Consider the following 20,433-nt stretch of genomic DNA (forward strand, 5'->3'; position numbering starts at 1 on the left):
ATGGTTGCGCATCTTACGCAAAATCAGCTTGCCCAATTAGATGCTGCACTCGGCCAGGATTCCGTTGACGGCTTAAACAACTACATCGCTTATTATACGCTGCTAGCAAGTTTCGGTGAAACGTACGGTCTGCTTGCTGCGGATGTTGCGGCAGCACAGTCGTTGTCTGGCCGTGTGGCTCGCGCGTTTGCCTCGGCGCGCGCGAAGGAAAGCGGGCAGTCGATCTCGTCTGAGATGTGGGCGAAAATTTCCGCTGCATTGGCAAGAGCGGATTTTGATGCTCGGAAACAACTCGCGGATGTGAATGATCCGCACTACGACGCGGCTGAACACGAAGCCAAATCCTCAATCGATCTGCCGGTAGGTATAGTTCAAGAGTATCATACGAGCGTTTTTCAGCGTTTCGGGCTAGATATTAGTGCGTGGACCGCTTTTGTCCCGCTGGAGCTTGCCGGAGACGAGGCGGCTCGGGAGGCGAAGTGGCAAGAACTCAAACGGCCGGGTGTATGGAATGAGATTGCAAATGGCAGTTGGACGGCCATCTCGACAATCTTGGGTCAAGCATTCAGTTCGAACATAGCGTCAACAGTTATTGGATATCTCGGCACAGGTTGGGTTGGTGCAATCGGTTTAAATATTCTCGATGCATCAACAGACAAAGACCCCGTCGACATTTGGATTAGCAACATATTCTTAGCCGTAGGAGCAGTATTTGGGCTTAATGATTTAGGTGCGATCACCGAATTTGAGCTGGACCTTCCGGATGGCGGAAAGCTCATTGGCGGCAACGGCGAGCCCGAAGTCAAGTGGTCGGATTGGCTTAGCGGTTTTAATCCGAGCGACGACGACGACGGGCACCTGACCGGCAGCGCAGGGAATGACGTTATCCTCGGATATTCCGGTGACGATAGGCTCGACGGTGGCGATGGAAACGACACTTTACACGGCGGTTCTGGCAACGATGTGCTTATCGGTGGGGCCGGAAATGATCTGCTTGACGGTGGCGAAGGTGGGGACGGCGCTCTATTCTTTATTGATGATTTTGATACCGCCGATTACTCGGAGGTTACTCGCGGTATTTCCGTTGTTCTCGGATCGCAGCCACTCGGAGAAAACATCCTTGCGTTCGAGGTCACTGATGATGGGACAGGAGGGCGCGACCTCCTTGTTAACATCGAGCAAATCAAATTTGGAGGCGTTGGCGACACCGTCAACATTGATGCGAAGGCTTACGAACTCGTAGAGAAGCAATCAGGGCTTCTTGAACACGGTCTAACATTGGACCTCTCCAACCCGAGCGGAGGTAACAAAACTTCCGGAGACTTCGATACAATTAAATACGAAACTCGCGACGGTTGGGACGGCACTGAGGGCATTTTTTGGTATGACGGAAGCACTCATGGTGCCGGATCAGTCGCTGGTGCCTTGATATCCGCCTCCTCGTATATCGCGTCTATCGTCGGCGGACTCACCTTTAACGCCACCGGCGTCACAGCAATCAAGAACGGGCTCGTTGCAGAAAGCCTCCTTCCGGACGATGACATTTATGTGCTCGGTGCGGAGAATGTTACGTTAACGGACGGTGATGATCGTTTTTATTTCTCTGGGACCGATTACAACATCCACTCCGGCGTCGGGACTATTCGCGGCGGTAAGGGCGACGATATTCTTTTCTACAACGGCGCCAAGACGGTCCCTGGTCTGGAACTTAGCATCGATGGTGGAGCTGACAACGACTGGATCGTCGCCAGCGGCGGGAATGGCGCCTTAACGATCGGAGGCACTGGCCGCGATTGGATTTTCAACACCTCAAAGGGAGGCAAACTTTACGGCGACACTTACAACGGTGAAGACCCCGATACGAAGCAAAAAGTAACCGATTCATCCGAAAACGCCGACAATTTCTGGTATTTCCCCGACACCACGATCATGGATGCCCAGCATTATGACGTGCTGAAATTCTTTGGCCTGCCGATGACGGGCGGTGATGCCACTGCCGGCAGTGTCGGACTTGCTCTCGGGATGCGGACGGGCAACATGATGGTTGCGTCCGGCGTCTCTGCTGCCATGAATTCAGCGGCAGTAGCTACTGGGAACCAGGTCTTCTTCGACCATTTGATGCCGTTCATGACATACAAGATGGACGGGAAGGATCTTCTCGTCGGCAACGTTGTCGATAGCTTTTTCAGACTTCTGACCGGACAGAATGGGCTGTTCAACGCTATCCCCAACGGAGACGGCAGTTACACTGACGCTACCGGCGTCATGCGTATCAAAGACTTCGACTTTACAAACCGTAGCGAATGGGGCTTCGAACAAGTCGATCTTAGCGCGTTCCTCGGGGACGATAAAACGCCTCCCGGTACCATGAACATGGTGTTCAAGGATGGGAACCCGATATTCGCGTCATTGCAGCTGATTTCGATGTTGCCGTCTGTCGCAGGCTCCGGCCTGTTCGGTCAGATGTTTCAAATGCTCATGACGCTCGACACGACACTTGTGTTTCTCGCGGCAACCTTGAGAGCCGCGAAAAGTGCGGCATGGGTCACTGGTGCCGATCCACTGATGATCGACCTCGAGGGCGATGGCCTCGAAACCGTCGATATTGACAGCAATCGCCTCTTCTTCGACGTCGACGGCGACCGTTTCGCCGAGCGTACTGGTTGGCTGAAGGGCGACGACGGTTTTCTGGTGGTGGACGGAAACCAGAACGGCAACATAGACGACGTATCGGAAATGTTTGGCAACCGCTATGAGGGGGGCTATGCCGAGCTGACGCAATACGACAGCAACGGCGACGGCAAGATCACCGCAGCGGACGCGCTTTGGGCCGATCTTAAGGTCTGGCAAGATTACAACCAGAACGGCATCACCGACCAAGGCGAACTGAAGTCACTCAATGAGCTCGGTATAATCGAACTTAGCCTTTCTACGACCGCTACCAACATAACGACCCCGCAATCTACGAGACTCCTATCCTTCGGCGATGTCGTATTTGACGGCGGCCGCACCAGCCGCATGTTCGAGGCGATCCTTAACTCCAGCGACGTCGAGACGCGCTTTGCCGGCGAGTCCGGCCTCGCACCCTGGCAGACTGGTTTGCAGCTCAACGCCAAGGGCATGGGCACGATCACCGATCTTGCCATCGCCATGGCGAATGACGTCGACTTGGCCGAACTCGCGACCAGCACCGCAACTACGATGACCGCGCCGTCGCTGAGGACGCTCGTCCAGCAAGTCGGACCGGTGCTCGGCCGCTGGGGCGAAACGCTCGAACTGACACGCGAATTCACCCCTGTATTGCTCGGCACCGATGGCACGGGCAAGACCATCCTTATTGATCGCGCGGTCTACGTCGAAGATGAAACGGGCGGCTATTGGACGCTCGAATCCGGAGCGCCTGTGCTCGACGCAGGCGGTGTCGTGATCGCACGCCCCACTATGGAGCAGGTCCTCGCCCAGGAAGCCGTCGCCGGAACGCATTGGCGGATCGAGCAGACCTGGTCGCCGTCAGCACGCGGCGAAGCGGTCGAGCATCGCGAGCCTGCACCCTATCTCATGGCGGTCGTGAACGGCCGCGCCGTGATTCTGGATTATGGCATCGCGCTGGGCGATGGCACATGGCGCCTGGCTTCCGATCCGAGCACCGTCTACGCCACGCGCGAGGATATTCTCGCGATCGCCCATCCGACCGGCCAGGAATGGCGCGTCGAGGAGATCGGCTACAATCCGTATGCGAACATTCCGGTCGAGCAGATCGGCGTCTACACGATCGACGGCATCGTGGTCGACTACACGGTCGAAGTGACCGACCGCGACGGCAAGTTCTACGTCTGGGCCCGGAATCTCGATCGCGCTCTCGACCTGCAAGCAAAGTACGGGGATTCGCGCGAATTCAATCTGCGCAACTACGAAGTCGACTTCGACACGCTGGACGAGGTCAACTCGACCGACGACAGCCATTACCGCGTCGAATTGCTGACACCTGCGCAATTCCATTTCGCGACGTCGCTCGGCGGCATCGACTTCCGTCCGGAGATGCTGACGGCGGTCCTCGACAGCAATACCGGCATTATCGATTACTCGATCAACGGGACCAGGCAGGCGCTGAGCTCGATCAATGGCGGCGTGTCCGACATCAAGACGATGATCGAGATGCTTCAGCCGGTCATGGACGAATATATGATCGTCAGCCGGCGTATGGCTGTACGTTTGGCCCTTCAGGGCGGCTTGAAGGATTTCGCGCGCGATCTCACCTATGACGTGGCCACGGACAAGTATCGGCCGACCACGAATCGCGAACTCGCGCCGATGTTCGAGGCGATCTTCGAAGGCGCTCCGACCAACAACGACAACGATGCCGCCTACGACTATCTCGTCGGCTGGAACGAGATTCTTTGGCAGATCTATCCGGACTACGCGCTGACCGGGCGCGGCAACGTCTGGGGAAGCAGCGTCTCGATCGACCAGGCATTCATCTTCCAGATGTTGCTCCCGGCATTCGAGAATGTAGGTATTCCGCTCGACATCCAGGCCGTGGCAAACGCGTTGTCGATCGACGAAACGCGCATTATCACCCACGCGACCTCGGACACGACCGTCAACGGCACAGACGGCACCGACTTCTTCTACATGACCGGCGGCGATCAGACGCTGCAGGGCGGCAAGGGCGCGGACTACTACTTCGTCGGCCAGAATTCGGGCACCGACCTGATTGTCGAACAGGATACCGGCGAAAACGACGAACTGCGGTTCACCGACGTCAATGCGGCTGATGTGAAGGCCATTCGCGATGGCGAAGACCTGATCCTGCAGATCACCGGCCGGACCAACACGATCCGGCTGAAGGACCAGTTCCTCGGCGAACTGAACCCGATGTACGGGATCGGCAAGCGGATGGACAGCGGCGTCAACCAGATCGTCTTTGCAGACGGAGTGATCTGGGATCGCATGCGCATGGCGATGCAGGTCGCCGATCCTCGCGACACCAACGATTCCTATATGGGCTCCGGCTCGGGCGACGTCCTGTGGGGCGGCAAGGGCAACGACGTCCTGCACGGCGGCGCCGGCGGCGACATCTACATCTTCGCGCGCGGCGACGGTCAGGACGTCATTGGCGAGTCGGGCAACGTCAGCATTGGTCCGGTCAAGGCCGGCCTCGATTTTCTGATGTTCCGTGGCGACATCACCGCAGACGACCTCTACCTTATTCGCGACGGTGAGAGCGACGACCTGCAACTCTACATCCTCGATGAGGATGGCAAGCTTAATTACGATGAAGCCGGCAACATCACCAACGACGGGATCCTCGTCGAGGGCGAATTTGGCGGCGTCAGGCTCAACATGGGCGCGTTCGGCGGCCTGTTGGGCGGCAGCGACGGGCTGGATTTCATTTCGCCCAACCTGATCGAAAAGTTCGTTTTCGAGGACGGCAGCTCGCTCGATTTCACCGAGATCGTCGAGAAGGTGCTTCTGAACGCGCGCACCGACGGCGACGACGCGATCTACGGCATCTTGAACGACAACAAGCTCGATGGCGGTAAAGGCAACGACTACCTTTCCGGCCACGAGGGCACCGACACCTATATCTTCGGACGCGGCTATGACCACGACGTGGTCAAGGATGCCGACTTCTCGATGAAGCTGTTCGGCGACACGCCGGACCTGCTGAAGTTTATCGACGACCTGCGGTGGACGGATTTCGACTATCTGCGCGACGGCTCCGGCGACACCCTCACCTTGAGGGTCACCGGCACCGACGATCAGATCACGATGACCGACTACCTCGAATTTCTGTTCCTGGTCGGCTACACCAACCTCATCGAAACGATCGAGTTCGGCGACGGCACGAAGTGGTCCTATTTCAAGCTGTTGCAGCACTATGTCGACATCGCCAAGACGGCCGGTGACGACACGATCTACGGCTTCGAGACGATCGACGACAGCATCGACGGCGGCGCCGGCAACGATCGGCTCGAAGGTCAGAGCGGCAACGACACCTACATCTTCGGGCGCGGCTACGGCCGCGATACGATCTTCGACAATTCGGGCGAGGAACGCGTTGTCCTCGAAGGGTTGAACTTCAATGACGTGACGTTCTCACGCACGAAACTCGATGTCGTCATCACCGTGAAGGGCACCGGCGAACAGCTCGTTCTGGAGAACCAGTTCGTTCGTGACGACGGCCAGTATGCTGCTGTCGAATATCTGGAGTTTGCGGATCGCACGCTCGTCTACACCGACTTCAACGCGGAGGACCTGGATCTTGTCGGTACCAGTGCCGATGAGACCATTGAAGGCTCCAATTTCGGTGAAACGCTGGACGGCCGTGGCGGCAACGACACGCTGATCGGCGGCGACGGCGGCGATATCTACAAGTTTGACGTCGGCTATGGTCAAGACGTCATCATCGACCATCGCATTCGTGCCTCCTGGGCAGACCGACCGCGCGCGAACGTGCGCGTGGACGACAAGGTGGTGTTCGGCGATGACATCACCCGCGAGAACGTCCTGTTCACCAAGGACGGCGACGACCTCGTCATTTCGGTTCTCGAACGCACCGACACGCTGCGCATCCGCAACCAGTTCCGTTCCATCGATGACGGGATCGAGCGGTTCGAGTTCAAGGACGGCAGCTTCCTTCGTAATTCCGATGTCGAAGAGCTCCTCCAGATCGAGGCGGGCAACCGCGGCGACAATGTCATCGAAGGAACGCTGAATGCGCCCAACACGCTCGACGGGCGGCAGGGCGACGACACCTTGATCGGCGGCAACCAGGGCGACACCTACGCCTTCAGCGCTGACTACGATTTCGACCAGATCCTCGAGAAGACGGACGCAGCCGGCGTTATCGATCGCGTCGTGTTCGGCGCCTCCGTCACGCTCGACACCATGATCTTCAAGCGGCGCGGCAACGACCTCGTCATCGACCTCGGCAACGGCACCGACGTGTTGACCATCGTTGACGGGCTTAACGGCAAGCAGGTCGAGGAATATCATTTCGCAGACGGATCGATTCTGACCATCGAACAGGTGAAGATCCGTCTGCTGCTTGGCACCGATGGCGACGATCAGCTCGTCGGCTTCAACAACCGAGCCGACGTGCTTAGCGGCGGCAAGGGCTCGGATTCGCTCGAAGGCGGAACCGGCGACGATACGTATCGCTTTGGTTTCGGCGACGGGCTCGACAGCATTGCCGATACCGCCGGCATTGACCGCATCGAGTTCGGCCCGACCGTGACGCGCGACCAGGTCCGGTTCTCGATCGTCGGCGGCGATCTGCTGATTACGCTGGCGTCGACGAGCGATCGTCTCGTGGTGCTGAACGGTTCGGATCAGTCCGTCATCGAGAACTTCGTGTTCGACGACGGCGAGACGCTGACCCTGGCCGAGGTCAAGGCGCAGATCATCGACGAACAGGGTCTCGCCGGTCAGGACAATATCGACCTGCGCAAGCCCGGTTCTCCGGACGCGATCACGCCTTCGCTCAATTTCGACCGCGTCGTCATGTCGAACGATCGCCGTGTCGTCTTCAACGCCGGCGACGGGCTCGACCGCATCGAGATGCCGAGCGGCGTGACACGCGCCGAGGTCGACTTTGCCGATCTACGCTCGACACAGGCCGAGGTGCGTCTTGCAAGCACCGACAGCCAGGACCTCATCATTGCCTTCGCCGGGTCCGGCGATCAGGTGACGATCGCCGGCGCATTGGCCGGCGGCGCAGTGCCGACGATCTCCTTTGCCGACGGGGTGATCTGGGATGCCGCCAAACTGATCCAGAAGTCGATCGAAGCTCAGGTCGGGCCGGAGGACGATACGGTCTTCGGCAGCGCCCGCGCCGACACGATCGCGGCAGGCCGCGGTGACGACCTGGTGCTGGGTGGCGCCGGAAACGACACCTATGTCTTTACGCGTGGCGACGGCCATGACGTGATCGAGGATAGCGCCGGCACCGACACGCTCCGAGTTGCGGGCTACACCGTTGCGGATCTGCGGGTGACACGCACGGACCCGAGCCGGGACGAACTCCTCCTCACCTTTGCCAACAGTGACGACGAGATCGTCCTGCGCTACGGATCCAACCGTAACGGCGTCGACACAATCGTGTTCGGCGATGGCACGCAGATTTCGCGCGACGGCTTGTTCGACCTGGCCATCGGGCAGGGTACGGACCATGACGACAGACTTGTCGGAACGACAAGAGCGGAAACCTTCGCCGGTGGCGCCGGCAACGACACCCTGATCGGCGGCGGCGGCGCGGATGTCTTCAAGTTCGGCCGTGGCGACGGGCAGGACCGTATCGAGCTTGGCGACACGGTCGACGGGAAAGCGATCCTTGAATTTGGCGCCGGCATCACGCTCGAGGACATCGTCGCGACGCGTGATTTCGACGGCAACATCATTCTGGCGATCGCCGGCACCAACGACCGGATCACGCTGGCTGTTTCGCCCAGCGACAACGATGCCGTGGTCCAGACGATCCGCTTTGCCGGCGGCCAGCAGATTTCGCTTTCGCAACTCTCCGTGGGTCTGCTCGAGACCAACGGCGACGACACCATCGTTGTGCCGTCGGGGACGCCCGATCTCACCGGAGGCAACGGCGTCTCGATCTTCGGTGGGCCCGGAAATGATTGGATCAAAGGCGGGCGCGGCAACGACATCCTGACCGGCGGCGTCGGCAACGACCATCTCTGGGGTGGTCTCGGCGGCGACACGTACTATTTCGGCCGCGGCGACGGCCAGGATCTGATTTCCGACTGGGGCAGCTCCGACGGAATCGACCGCATTCAGTTTGCTCCGAGCGTCGTGCCGGACGACATTGTCTTCCTCGGCGTGCCGAGTGGCAACATCGTGCTCGGCATCGCCGGCACCGAAGACCGGATCACCATCGAAAAGGGTGGTGCCGATTACAACTGGAGGATCGAGGAATTCGCCTTCGCCGACGGCACGACGTGGACGGCCGCCGATATTCTGGCGCGCGCCGGGCATGGAACGGCCTTCGACGATCGCATCGAGTTTGACTACAGCGTCGACCTGCCGCTCACGATCAATGGCGGTGCGGGAGACGACATCCTCCGGTCGGGTGGGACCAATGCGACTTTCATCTTCAACCGCGGCGATGGCTACGACACGATCCAGTCCCTGTCGTCTTACACGACCAATACGCTCAGCTTCGGCGCTGGAATTGCGGTCGGCGACGTCGTGCTCTCGTCCGATGGCAACAATCTGTTTGTGCAATTGCGTGGCAGCGAAGACCGGATCCTGATCTACAACCAATCGGCCACGTATAATTCCACGATTGATCGGTTCACCTTCACGGACGGTACGATCTGGAATCTCGCCGACGTGCAGGCTCGCGTGCTGAGCATCGATGCTGCACAGCGGGTATTGAACCCGACCATCAACAGCGACCCGTTTGAATCCACCATCTTTGGTGGCGCGGGCCCTGGCGACGGCAATCCGAACGGATCGGTCATCAATGGGACGAGCGGGCCGGACGTCATCGATGGCACCGCTGGTGCCGACGAAATCTTCGGCAAAGCCGGCGCCGATACGATTAACGGTCATGACGGTGACGATCACATCGTCGGCGACAGACCCGAAGATCTCACCGACAACGATTGGACGGCGGTTCAGGCAGCCCTGAAGACCTATTTCGGGCCACTGTCGAACAGCCTCGTCAGTGCGTTGGGCGGAACGTCCGGCTTCGGCGAAGACGCACTTCCGACCGGCGATGAATCGTTCACGCCAGTTGCTATACCCTCGGCCTTTCTGGCGGCACTTCCGAATGGCCTGCTGACTGTAGGGGGCCAGTCAGTATCGAGCATTGACATCAACAACAACGGTGCCGTTACGATTGGTGGCGCGAGGCTCAATATTTTCGGCCAGGACGTCGACACGAGTGGCGGTCCGTTGACACCGAGCGCAGGCGGTACCTCGCAAGGTACCAATCAGGTCTGGTACCACTTCGACGAGACGACAAAGACGATCACTGTCACCTGGGACGACGTCGGACAGTATGCGTCGGGAACTGTTCCCAATGCATTCCAGTTGCAGATCAAGGTGGTGGGTGAAGACGCCATCGATGTTGTCTATCGTTACGAAAATATCGACTGGCAGACCGAAGGATGGGGCGTTCCATCGGTCGAAATGCCAGGCGTGGCTTATTCACTTCCCCTCTCCGAGCAAGACGTCGTCGGGTTGGACACGGCATCTGGCAATCTCGACGCGCCCGGCGTTTGGGCCTTCCAGATTCGTGCCGACGGCCTCGTCGGCCTCGCGGTCAGTCAAGACGATTTCCTTTACGGCAACGCCGGCAACGATCACCTCGAAGGTGGAGAGGGCAACGATCATCTGAACGGCGGCCAAGGCAACGACATTCTCGACGGCGGCGCCGGTGATGACTTCCTCCTCGACTACGATGGTGGTGACGACACGCTGATCGGCGGTGACGGCAACGACTATTTCGAGGACACCTCCGGCACGAACACGATGTCCGGCGGAGCGGGTGACGATCTCTTCCTGGTGATCCAGAGCGGCAGCCATGCCAATCAGATCAGTGGCGGAGCCGGGCGCGACACTTTTGAAGTCGTCCTTCCTGCTGACGGAACCACTGAGTTCAACGGCTCGACTGTCATCACGGATTTCACCGCCGGCAACGGCGGAGACATTCTGCTCTTCCGCGAGTTCCTGCCGGACACAGCGGGCTTCGTTGTCCGCACCGAACGGCTGGTGCTGGTGCAGGAGGGCACGGATGTCATTGTCTACTTCAAGCCTGACGTCGCATCCGACGATGCTCTCATACGCTTGGTTACGCTTCAATCCGTGGACGGAAGCCTGCTCACCGCGGACAACTTCGCGAACTTTGACGGCCGCACGCCTGTCGTTCTAGCCGGGAGCCTCGTGCTCGGCACGGCCGGAAATGATGTACTTCAGGCCGGTGCACTCGGCGATGTGCTTGATGGCGGCCTTGGCGACGATACGTTGGTCGGCGGCGCTGGCGCAGATCGATTTTTCGATACTGACGGCCTCAACACCATGTCAGGCGGCGATGGCAATGACATCTTCGACCTGTCGTCACCCGGGGCGGTCAATACGGTCGCCGGCGGTGCAGGACGTGACACGTTCATCGTTCGCATACCCGCCTATGATCCGGTGAATGTCGGATCGCAGTCCACAATCACCGATTTCGAGGCGGGAGCGAACGGCGACATTATCAACTTCCGTTCGGTCCGCCCCTCGGACAGGTCGATCGACCCGATCGACTTCAGCCTGATCTCGATCGTGCAGGAAGGCGCTGACGTTGTCTTCTACTATGACCTTTCCCCCCGAGGGGTCGTTGAGCCCATCGAGCTTCTGCGCCTCGCGAACGTCGATGGCGGCCTGCTGACAATCGACAACTTCGCCGCCTTCGACGACCGCGCTCACCTCCTCACCGAGAATCTGACGCTCATCGGGACGGAGAACGACGATGTGCTGGTCGGGGGCGTCCTCGATGACACCATTCAGGGCTTGGGCGGCGCCGATATTCTCGACGGTGGCGCTGGCGGCAACGACATTCTCGATGGCGGTGACGGGAACGACTATTTCCGTCGCGTCGGAACCGGCAACGGCAGTGATACGCTGACCGGCGGCGGTGGCAGCGATCAGTACCAAGTCCTTGCCTCGCTCTACGACGCGGGTCCCGACATCGACGTCATCACCGATTTCGAAGTAGGAAGCGCAGGCGACGTCCTCGAAATCATCTTTGACGGCGACATTCCTGGTGACGCTAGGATTTTTGCTACCCAGGACGGTGCGGACGCAATCATTTCCATCGGCGTTTTCACCGAAGGATCATTGAACGCGACGCGCAAGCTCGTGCGCTTGGCCGGCGTCGACGGAAGCCTGCTGACGGCGGACAATTTCACCGGTGACGCCGGTGTGGTCGAGTTTGCTCAGAACCAGGTGATCGTTGGCGATAGCGGCGACAATACGCTTCAAGGGGGTCTGGGAGACGACAATATCTCCGGCCTTGACGGAAACGACGTTCTTGAGGGCGGCGGCGGCAATGACGTGTTGCTCGGCGGCGACGGAAACGACGAGTTCTACGATTCCATCGGCTCCAATGTCATGGACGGTGGCGCCGGTAACGACACGTTCTTCAATCTTGCCGGGAACGACGAGCAGGACGAGATCACCGGCGGCACGGGACGCGATCGGTTTATCATCCGCAGCGGCGGCATGAGCGGGACCGGTGGCGGAGTCGGCTTCGCGCCGATGACGCTCGAGAATCCGGTGGCAGCGGCTGGCGACATCATCACAGACTTCGAAGCGGGTGTTCTCGGGGATATCATCGAGCTCGACTATCAGGCGGCGATTTACGGCAATTTTGGACGGTCGGCCCTCGTTCGCCAGAACGGCGCTGATGTGATTGTTCAAGGCCGGATCAGCGGTCCGAACGGCGACACGCTGGGTCCGTTGCTGACCCTGAAGAACGTCAATGCCGATGACCTCGTAAAGGAAAACTTCAACGGTCTCTCCATCCTGCGCACCGACGATCTCGTTGTCACCGGAACGCAAGGCGGGGAAGTTCTCTACGGGGGCTGGGGCAACGATCAGATTGATGGCGGCTACGGAGCCGACGAAATTCACGGTGATGTCGGCGACGATCACATTATCGGCGACAACGGCGTTCCGCCGTCCGTGGGAACGACTCTCGCCGATTACTTCGGCCCGTTGACAAGCAGCCTGGTCAACACGCTCGGCGGCGCCATCGGTTTTGGCGAGCAGGTCCTGGCGCGCGGCGACGACGACACCGCAACCGTCACGATCCCCACCGAGTTCAACGGGGGAGCGATCGTCGTTGACGGTCAGTCGCTGACCTCCATGACCGTGTACAATAACGGCCGCTTTGTGCTTGGCGGAATCACGCTCGGAATCTGGCCGCAGGACGTCGATACGGAAGGCGGTCTGCTGACGCCGAGCCCTGGCGGTAACTCGCAGGGCTCCAATCAGGTCTGGTATGACTTCGACGCCGCCACCAGCACGATCACGGTCACTTGGGACGACGTCGGCGCTTACAACAACGGGACCATTCCGAACGCATTCCAGTTGCAGTTGAAGGTTCTGGGCAACGGCGACTTCGACATAGTCTATCGCTATGAGCGGCTGGACTGGACCAAATCCGGGACGCCCTTCATAACCACGCCATGGGGAACGTTCACGCTTCCGCTTCCGACCGGCGGCGACGTCGCGCTCGATACGGCGGTCGGCAACATCGACCAGCCGGGCGTGTGGGCCGCACAGCTCCGAGGCGCGAGCCTCATCGTCACTCTGACCGAGGATGACCGGCTGTTCGGCGACGACGGAAACGACACGCTGGAAGGCGGATTGGGCAAGGACCGCCTCGAAGGTGGAGCCGGCTTCGACATCCTGACTGGCGGCGTTGGCCAGGACACATTCGTTATGTCCTATGCCGACCGCACCGGCGGCGGAGACATGCAGGTTCCGTACGTCATTCAAGCTGATGCCGTGACCGACTTCCAGGCCGGCGACGGCGGCGACATCGTTGAGGTCGCTGGATGGGCACAGATCGATGGTGGCGTGCTCGTCGTCCAGGACGGCGCGGACGCTCTTATCAAGGCGGTCGTGTCGACTGACGCCAGCGGCCACAACGTCTACGCCACCGCTATGATTCTTCGCGGCGTCGATGTCGCAAACCTCGTGTCGGAAAATTTCGGCGGGCTGGCGCTGAAGACCACCGTGGATCAGACGATCACAGGGACGCCGTATGACGACGTCCTGAATGGAAGCCTCGGCGATGACCTCATCGACGGCGGCTTCGGCGCCGATACCATTAATGGCGGACAAGGCAACGATCATCTCATCGGCGACGACGGGTCCAGCGATGCCGATCCGTTTGTCGCGGAGGGGTTGGCTGCGATCGGACCCGCCACAAACGCGCTGGTCAACGGCCTGGGCGGAACGCGCGGTTTCGGCGAGGCCGTCATGCCGCGCGGCCAGGGTACCACGGTCGAGTACAATCTGCCGTCCGACTTCAACGGCGGCCAGGTCAGCGTCAACGGGACCGTCGTCGACAAGATCAAGGTCGCCGACACGGGCTATATCACCATCGGATCCTTGCGGCTGCAGATCTGGCCGCATTACGTCGATACGCGCGCCGGCGAACTCACCCCGAGCCCCGGCGGCAATTCGACCGGCAGCAACCAGGTCTGGGTCGATTTCGACGCCACGACCAACACCATCACGGTGACATGGGACGACGTTGGCCGTTACGTCAACGGGACCGTCCCGAACGCCTTCCAGGCGCAGATCAAGGTCATTGGCGAAAACGACTTCGACGTGGTCTTCCGTTATGAGCAGCTCGACTGGAGCTACCCATACTCAAGCCCCAACATGTCGTTTAGTTCTGCGACTAATATTCCCGTTCCTGCCGGCGGGGATGTCGAATTCGACACAAGCGTCGGAAATCTCGGACTTGCCGGCGTTTGGTACGGCCGCATTCGCGGCGGCGAGATCACGGATTTCGTGCGCGACAACGACATCCTGAACGGCGGCGAAGGCGACGACCTGCTCGAGGGAGGCAGAGGGGCCGACATTCTCGACGGCGGCGAAGGAGCCGACACGTTGCTTGGCGGCGCCGGCGACGATGTCCTCATCGGCCTCGGCACGGATGACGATGTCGATACAATGACGGGCGGCACCGGTCGCGACACCTATCAGTATCTGGACGGATGGACTTACGGGCGTGCAGAGGACGTTATCACTGACTTCCAAGCAGGCGCGGCTGGCGACATCGTCAGGCTCCAGAACTGGAATGGGAATCCGTTCACCGACGGCCGCCTGGTCGTACAGCAAGACGGCGCTGACACCATCGTCGTTCGTACCAACAACGGCACGCCTTACTCCGCTTTGCGCCTGAAGGGCGTCGACGCGACGACCCTGACGCCGGAGAATTTCGACGGCCTTCCCTTCCCGCTTCAGACCTCCGTCAACATCGACGATACCGACGCGGGGAATCTGCTTACGGGCGGCGCCGGAGACGACCGCATCTACGGTTTTGGCGGTGCGGACACGATCTACGGATATGCCGGAAACGACAAGCTGGCAGGCGGCGCCGACAGCGATGTTATCGACGCGGGCGAAGGCGACGACTGGGTCTCGGGCCAGGACGGTAACGACCGGATTCTCGGCGGCGCCGGCAACGACATTCTCGCCGGCGGGACGGGGGACGACGTCATTTACGGCGGCGACGCCGCAAATTCCTTGGCCGACGCGGATGTGTTCGAAGGCGGCCTGGGCGACGACCGCCTCTACGGCGGCACCGGAGCCGACCTGTACCGGTTCGCGCGCGGCGACGGGCGCGACACAATCGATGATGTGGGCGGCAGCGACCGGATCGAGTTTGCAGCGAGCGTCACTCCCAGCCAGGTGAGTGTTGCGCAGATCGGCAACGATATCGAACTTCGTATTGACGCAAATGGCGGCCGCATTCGCCTTCGCAACGCGCTTGTTGCCGGCACCGCAGGAAAGATCGAGACGATCGCATTCACCGACGGCACCACCTGGTCGTGGAACGACGTGCTCAACCGTTCCGTCGTGGCGACCGATCGTGATGACGTGCTGAAGCTCGTCGGCGACTCCACTGTTCTCGATGGCATGGCCGGGAACGACCAGTTGAGCGGCGGCGCTGGCGACGATACGCTTATCGGCGGAACGGGTGACGATGCGCTCGCCGGCGGGGCCGGCAACGACACCTATCGGTTCAACCTGGGCGACGGTCAGGACACCATCACCGACACCTCTGGCGTGAACACATTGGTGTTTGGCGCGGGAATCCTTGCCAGCCAGGTCCAGATCGTGCGGGGTATCTCGACGGCCGCGCTCGAGATCATCGGAACCGGTGACCGGATTAATCTCGGCGCCTATCCGTCGCAGACGATGGCGGCGCTGTCCGTCCAGTTCGACGACGGCACGGTCTGGTCGGCCGCGACCCTCGCGGCCATGGCGACCGCGGCGACCGCCGGCGCGGACCGCATCTATGGCACAAGCAACGCCGACACCCTTGCCGGCGGCGCCGGCGACGACGAGCTCAATGGACTCGACGGGAACGACCACCTCCAGGGAGGAGCCGGCAACGATCGGCTCCTGGGCGGCGCGGGCGATGATGTTTACGAATTCGCCCTCGGCGACGGGCAAGACATCGTCAGCGACGCCTCCGGCGTGGACGCCATCGCGTTAGGCGCAGGAATCGCCGAGAGCGATATCGTCATCGAGCAAAGCAGCGATGGCGCCAATCTTATCGTCAAGATCCGTGGAACCGACGACCGGCTGACGATCGCCGACGGAACGGGAGCCGGGCGGATTGAGGAATTGCGGTTCGCGAACGGTACGACGTGGACCGCAGCCGATATGCTGGCGCGGGTCGGTACTCCGGTCGACGACTTCATCTTCGGAGACGCCGGGGCCAATATCCTCCGCGGCGGGACCGGCAACGACACGCTGACCGGCGGCGAAGGCGACGACGTCTACCAGTACGCCCGCGGCGATGGGCGTGATGTCATCCGCGAAAGCGGCGCCTCGAGCGGGGACCGCCTCGAGATATCGGGCTACGCGCTTTCGGACGTGCGTTTCTCGCGCCGCGGCAGTAACAGCCTCGACCTCGTCATCCGGTTCTCGGATGCCAACGACTCGATTGTCATCGTCAACGGTTTGGCCTCCGATAGCCGGAAGGTCGACACCATTACGCTCGCGGACAGCGCAACGTCTCTGACAATCGACGACGTGCGTGCGCTTCTCGTGGCCGACCTCGGCACTGACGGCAGCGATATTATCGTCGGAACGGATGCAGCTGACCTGCTGGACGGTGGCAAGGGCGACGATCTTTTGGTCGGCGGTCTCGGAAACGATACCTACCTCTACCGCGCGGGCGACGGCGACGATCGGATCGATGCCATTGGCGGCGGCCAGGATCAGGTTCAGCTCATCGACTACAACGTGGCGGATATCGTCTATGCGATCCGCGGCGGCCCGACCAGCAATGATCTGGTTATCCGCTTTACGGGCGAACGGGATCGGCTGATCTTGCAGGACGCTCTTGGCTCGTCGAACGGGAGCAGCTCAAGCGTTACGGTGCGCTTTGCCGACGGCACCATCTGGGATCGCGATGCGATGCGCACGCGCGCGCTTGCCGATGTCGACGGAACCGGAGACGACAATGTCTACGGCTTCGACGGCAACGACACGTTCGTCGCCAAAGCCGGCAAAGACTTCATGTCCGGCGGGGCTGGCTACGACACCTACGTCTATTCACGAGGCAAAGGCCAGGACACGGTCGAGGACAGCGACACCGCATCGGGATCTCTGGACAAAGTCGTCTTCCAGGATGTGGCCTCGACCGAGGTCACGATCGAACGCCTGTTCAAGGGCAGCGATACGATCGTCTTCCGCTTTGGTGCGGCGAACGACAGCCTGACGGTGGTGGATGCGCTTGCCGCGACAGGCGCAGGCATTGAATCCTACGTGTTCTCGGACGGGATTACCTGGAACAAGGCGTCTCTTCTTCCACTGCTCGACAACAATGCGCCGGTTGCCGGCGGCGACGGTTATTTCTCCGTCACCACAGGGCTGCCGCTGACCATCTCGAAGCAGATCCTGCTGCGCAACGATTTCGACGCCGACGGCGATGAACTTCGCATCATCTCTGTGAGCGGCGGCGCCAACGGCGTTGCCGAGCTCGACGCCAATGGGGATGTCGTCTACACCGCGACAGACGGGTACGCGGGTCCGACCACGATCACCTATCGCGTCTCGGACGGCCGCAACGGTATCACTGAAGGGACGATCGACATTCGCGTCCGGCCGGTCGCAACCGCGCGCGACGACTATGGCTTCACGGTCAACGAAGACGGATTCCTGACCATCCGCAGCGAACGCCTGCTGTCAAACGACCTCGATGGCGACCGAATGGTCGTTGCCCAGGTTCTCGATGTTCAGCACGGCAGTGCGAGCTTGTCGAGCAACGGTGAAATCAGCTTCACGCCGAGCGCCAATTTCAATGGCACGGCGCAGTTGACCTATGTCGCCAACACGCCGGAGGGCGGCCGCGCCGAAGCGGTCGTCTACATCACCGTTCTGCCCGTCAACGATGCGCCCGTCGCCGTTGCCGACAGCAGCTTCGTCACTGCCGAGGGTCACGCTTTCCAGATTGCGGTCGCAGACCTTCTGAAGAACGATCACGATATCGACGGCGACGCGCTGTCGCTGCGCTCGGTGACGCCGAGCGTCAACATGGACGTCTCCATCAGCCCGGACGGCGTTCTGATCGTCAAGCCGCGCGACTATTTCTTTGGACAGGGTTATTTCGACTACACCATCGAAGATCCGTCAGGGGCGACCGCAACTGCACGCGTGAACATCACCGTTACCCCGGTCAACGATCCGCCTGAGGCCAACCCGGACCGGATCGAGACGGACGAAGGCCAGCCCATTCGCGAGGACAACCCGGTTGTCGTCAACGTTCTCGACCTGATCGCGAACGACATCGAGCGCGATGGCGATCCGATCACCGTCACCAGTGTGGGCAGAACCTACGGCGGCAACGCGCAACTCCTCGAAAACCACACCGTGCTGTTCACGCCGTGGGCAAATTTCAACGGAGAAGCCTGGTTCGAATATACGATCGACGATGGCCAGGGCGGCACAAGCACGTCGCGCGCCACGATCGTGTACCAAGCGGTGAACGACATTCCCGTCGTTCGCGACGACAGCGTCGATTCCCTCACAGATCCGTCTCTACGCGTGATGCTGCGCGGGCTTGAGGACACGGCGCTCGAGATCCCGATCACCGAGCTGATGAAGAATGACCACGACGTCGAGTCTCTCAGCCTGACGTTCGTGAGCGCCGGTAACGCCATCAACGGCGACATCGAGATCACCGATCACGGCACCATCATCTTCCATCCTGACCAGGATTACTGGGGCTATGCGACCTTCAGCTATCTGGTTTCGGATCCCGAGGGTGCGGTTGATGACGCAACGGTTACCCTGTGGTTCGACAATGTCGGCGACGCCCCGCCGGTCGCTGTCAGCGATACCATCCAGGTCTATGAGGATGTTCCGGTCATCATCCCGATCGCGACCCTGTTGGCCAACGACACTGATATCGATCGTGATCCAATCCGCTATCTGAGCTGGAGCCCGCCGACCCTCTCCGATGGCCCGCTCAACGGCACGATCACCTACAACGAGAACGGCGATCTGGTCTTCACGCCGTTCGCGAACATGATTCATGCGTCCGGATTCTATTACCACATCACCGATGACCGCGATGGCGAGTCGGTCGGCTGGGTCGATCTCCAGATGATCCCGGTCGACGACGACCCCACGGCCGTTAACGACGAAGTGGCGACAACGCCGCTCGACATTCCGGTCGTCATCCGGGTGTCGGACATCATGAAGAACGACTACGACGTCGACGATGTGAACTTCCGAGACGAACTCATCATACCGGACCCGAATTTGCGCTTCATCGGTGTTGATTCCGTCAGCAACGGCACGTTCGAGATCGTCGAGGTGAACGGCGAGAAATTCATCGTCGTGCGCCAGACAGCGGGATTCACCGGCGACATCACGATCCAGTACCGCATCGCGGATTCGACCGGTCTGGACGATATCGGGTTCATTACCGCGCACGTCGCGAGTTCGTACAGCGGCACCCTTACGGGAACGAATCTGATCGACCTGCTGATCGGTAACAGCGGCAACGACACGATCATCGGACGAGACAGCAACGACCTCATTCAGGGCCTCGCCGGAAACGACCGTCTTGAAGGCGGGCTTGGCGACGACACCATTCAAGGCGGCGACGGCGATGACCTGATCATCGGCGGAGACGGCGCCGACGCCATCGACGGCGGCAACGGATATGACACCGTCGACTTTGTGAGCTCGAATACCGGGGTGCGCGCAGATCTGGAGTCCCGGGTGGGGCAGGGCGGTTTTGCCCAAGGCGACGTTTATCTCAACGTCGAGGCCCTGGCCGGCACCGAGTTCAACGACACGCTGGGCGGCGACGCCGGCGACAACCGGCTCGAGGGCCGCGGCGGACGCGATACGTTGGAGGGACGGGCGGGCAACGACACGCTGCTCGGCGGTGACGGCGACGATACGCTCGATGGCGGCACCGGCGCCGATCTGCTCGACGGCGGAGCCGGCTCCGACACCGCGTCGTACTTCAATTCGACAGCGGGCGTCTCCATTTCGCTGGCCGATGGGACAGCATCCGGGGGCGATGCGGCCGGCGACACGCTTGTCAGCATCGAAAACCTGACGGGTTCGGATTACGCGGACGTGCTGACCGGCGACGCCGGCGCCAACACCCTCAATGGCGGCCGCGGAGCGGACGTTCTGAACGGCGGTGACGGCGACGAC

1 protein-coding gene (only partly in view) is annotated in these 20,433 nt (G+C 60.7%); it reads left to right on the top strand.

Features of this window, described 5'->3' with window-relative positions; all coding sequences use genetic code 11:
- Nucleotides 1–20,433, top strand: partial view of a tandem-95 repeat protein gene (locus M9H71_RS15270; RefSeq protein ID WP_455405816.1) — the 5' portion only. 9,333 nt of this gene lie beyond the right edge of the window; only the first 20,433 of its 29,766 coding nucleotides appear in the window; the start codon lies at nt 1–3; its stop codon lies off the right edge, out of view.

The sequence above is a fragment of the Rhodopseudomonas parapalustris genome (assembly GCF_053772255.1).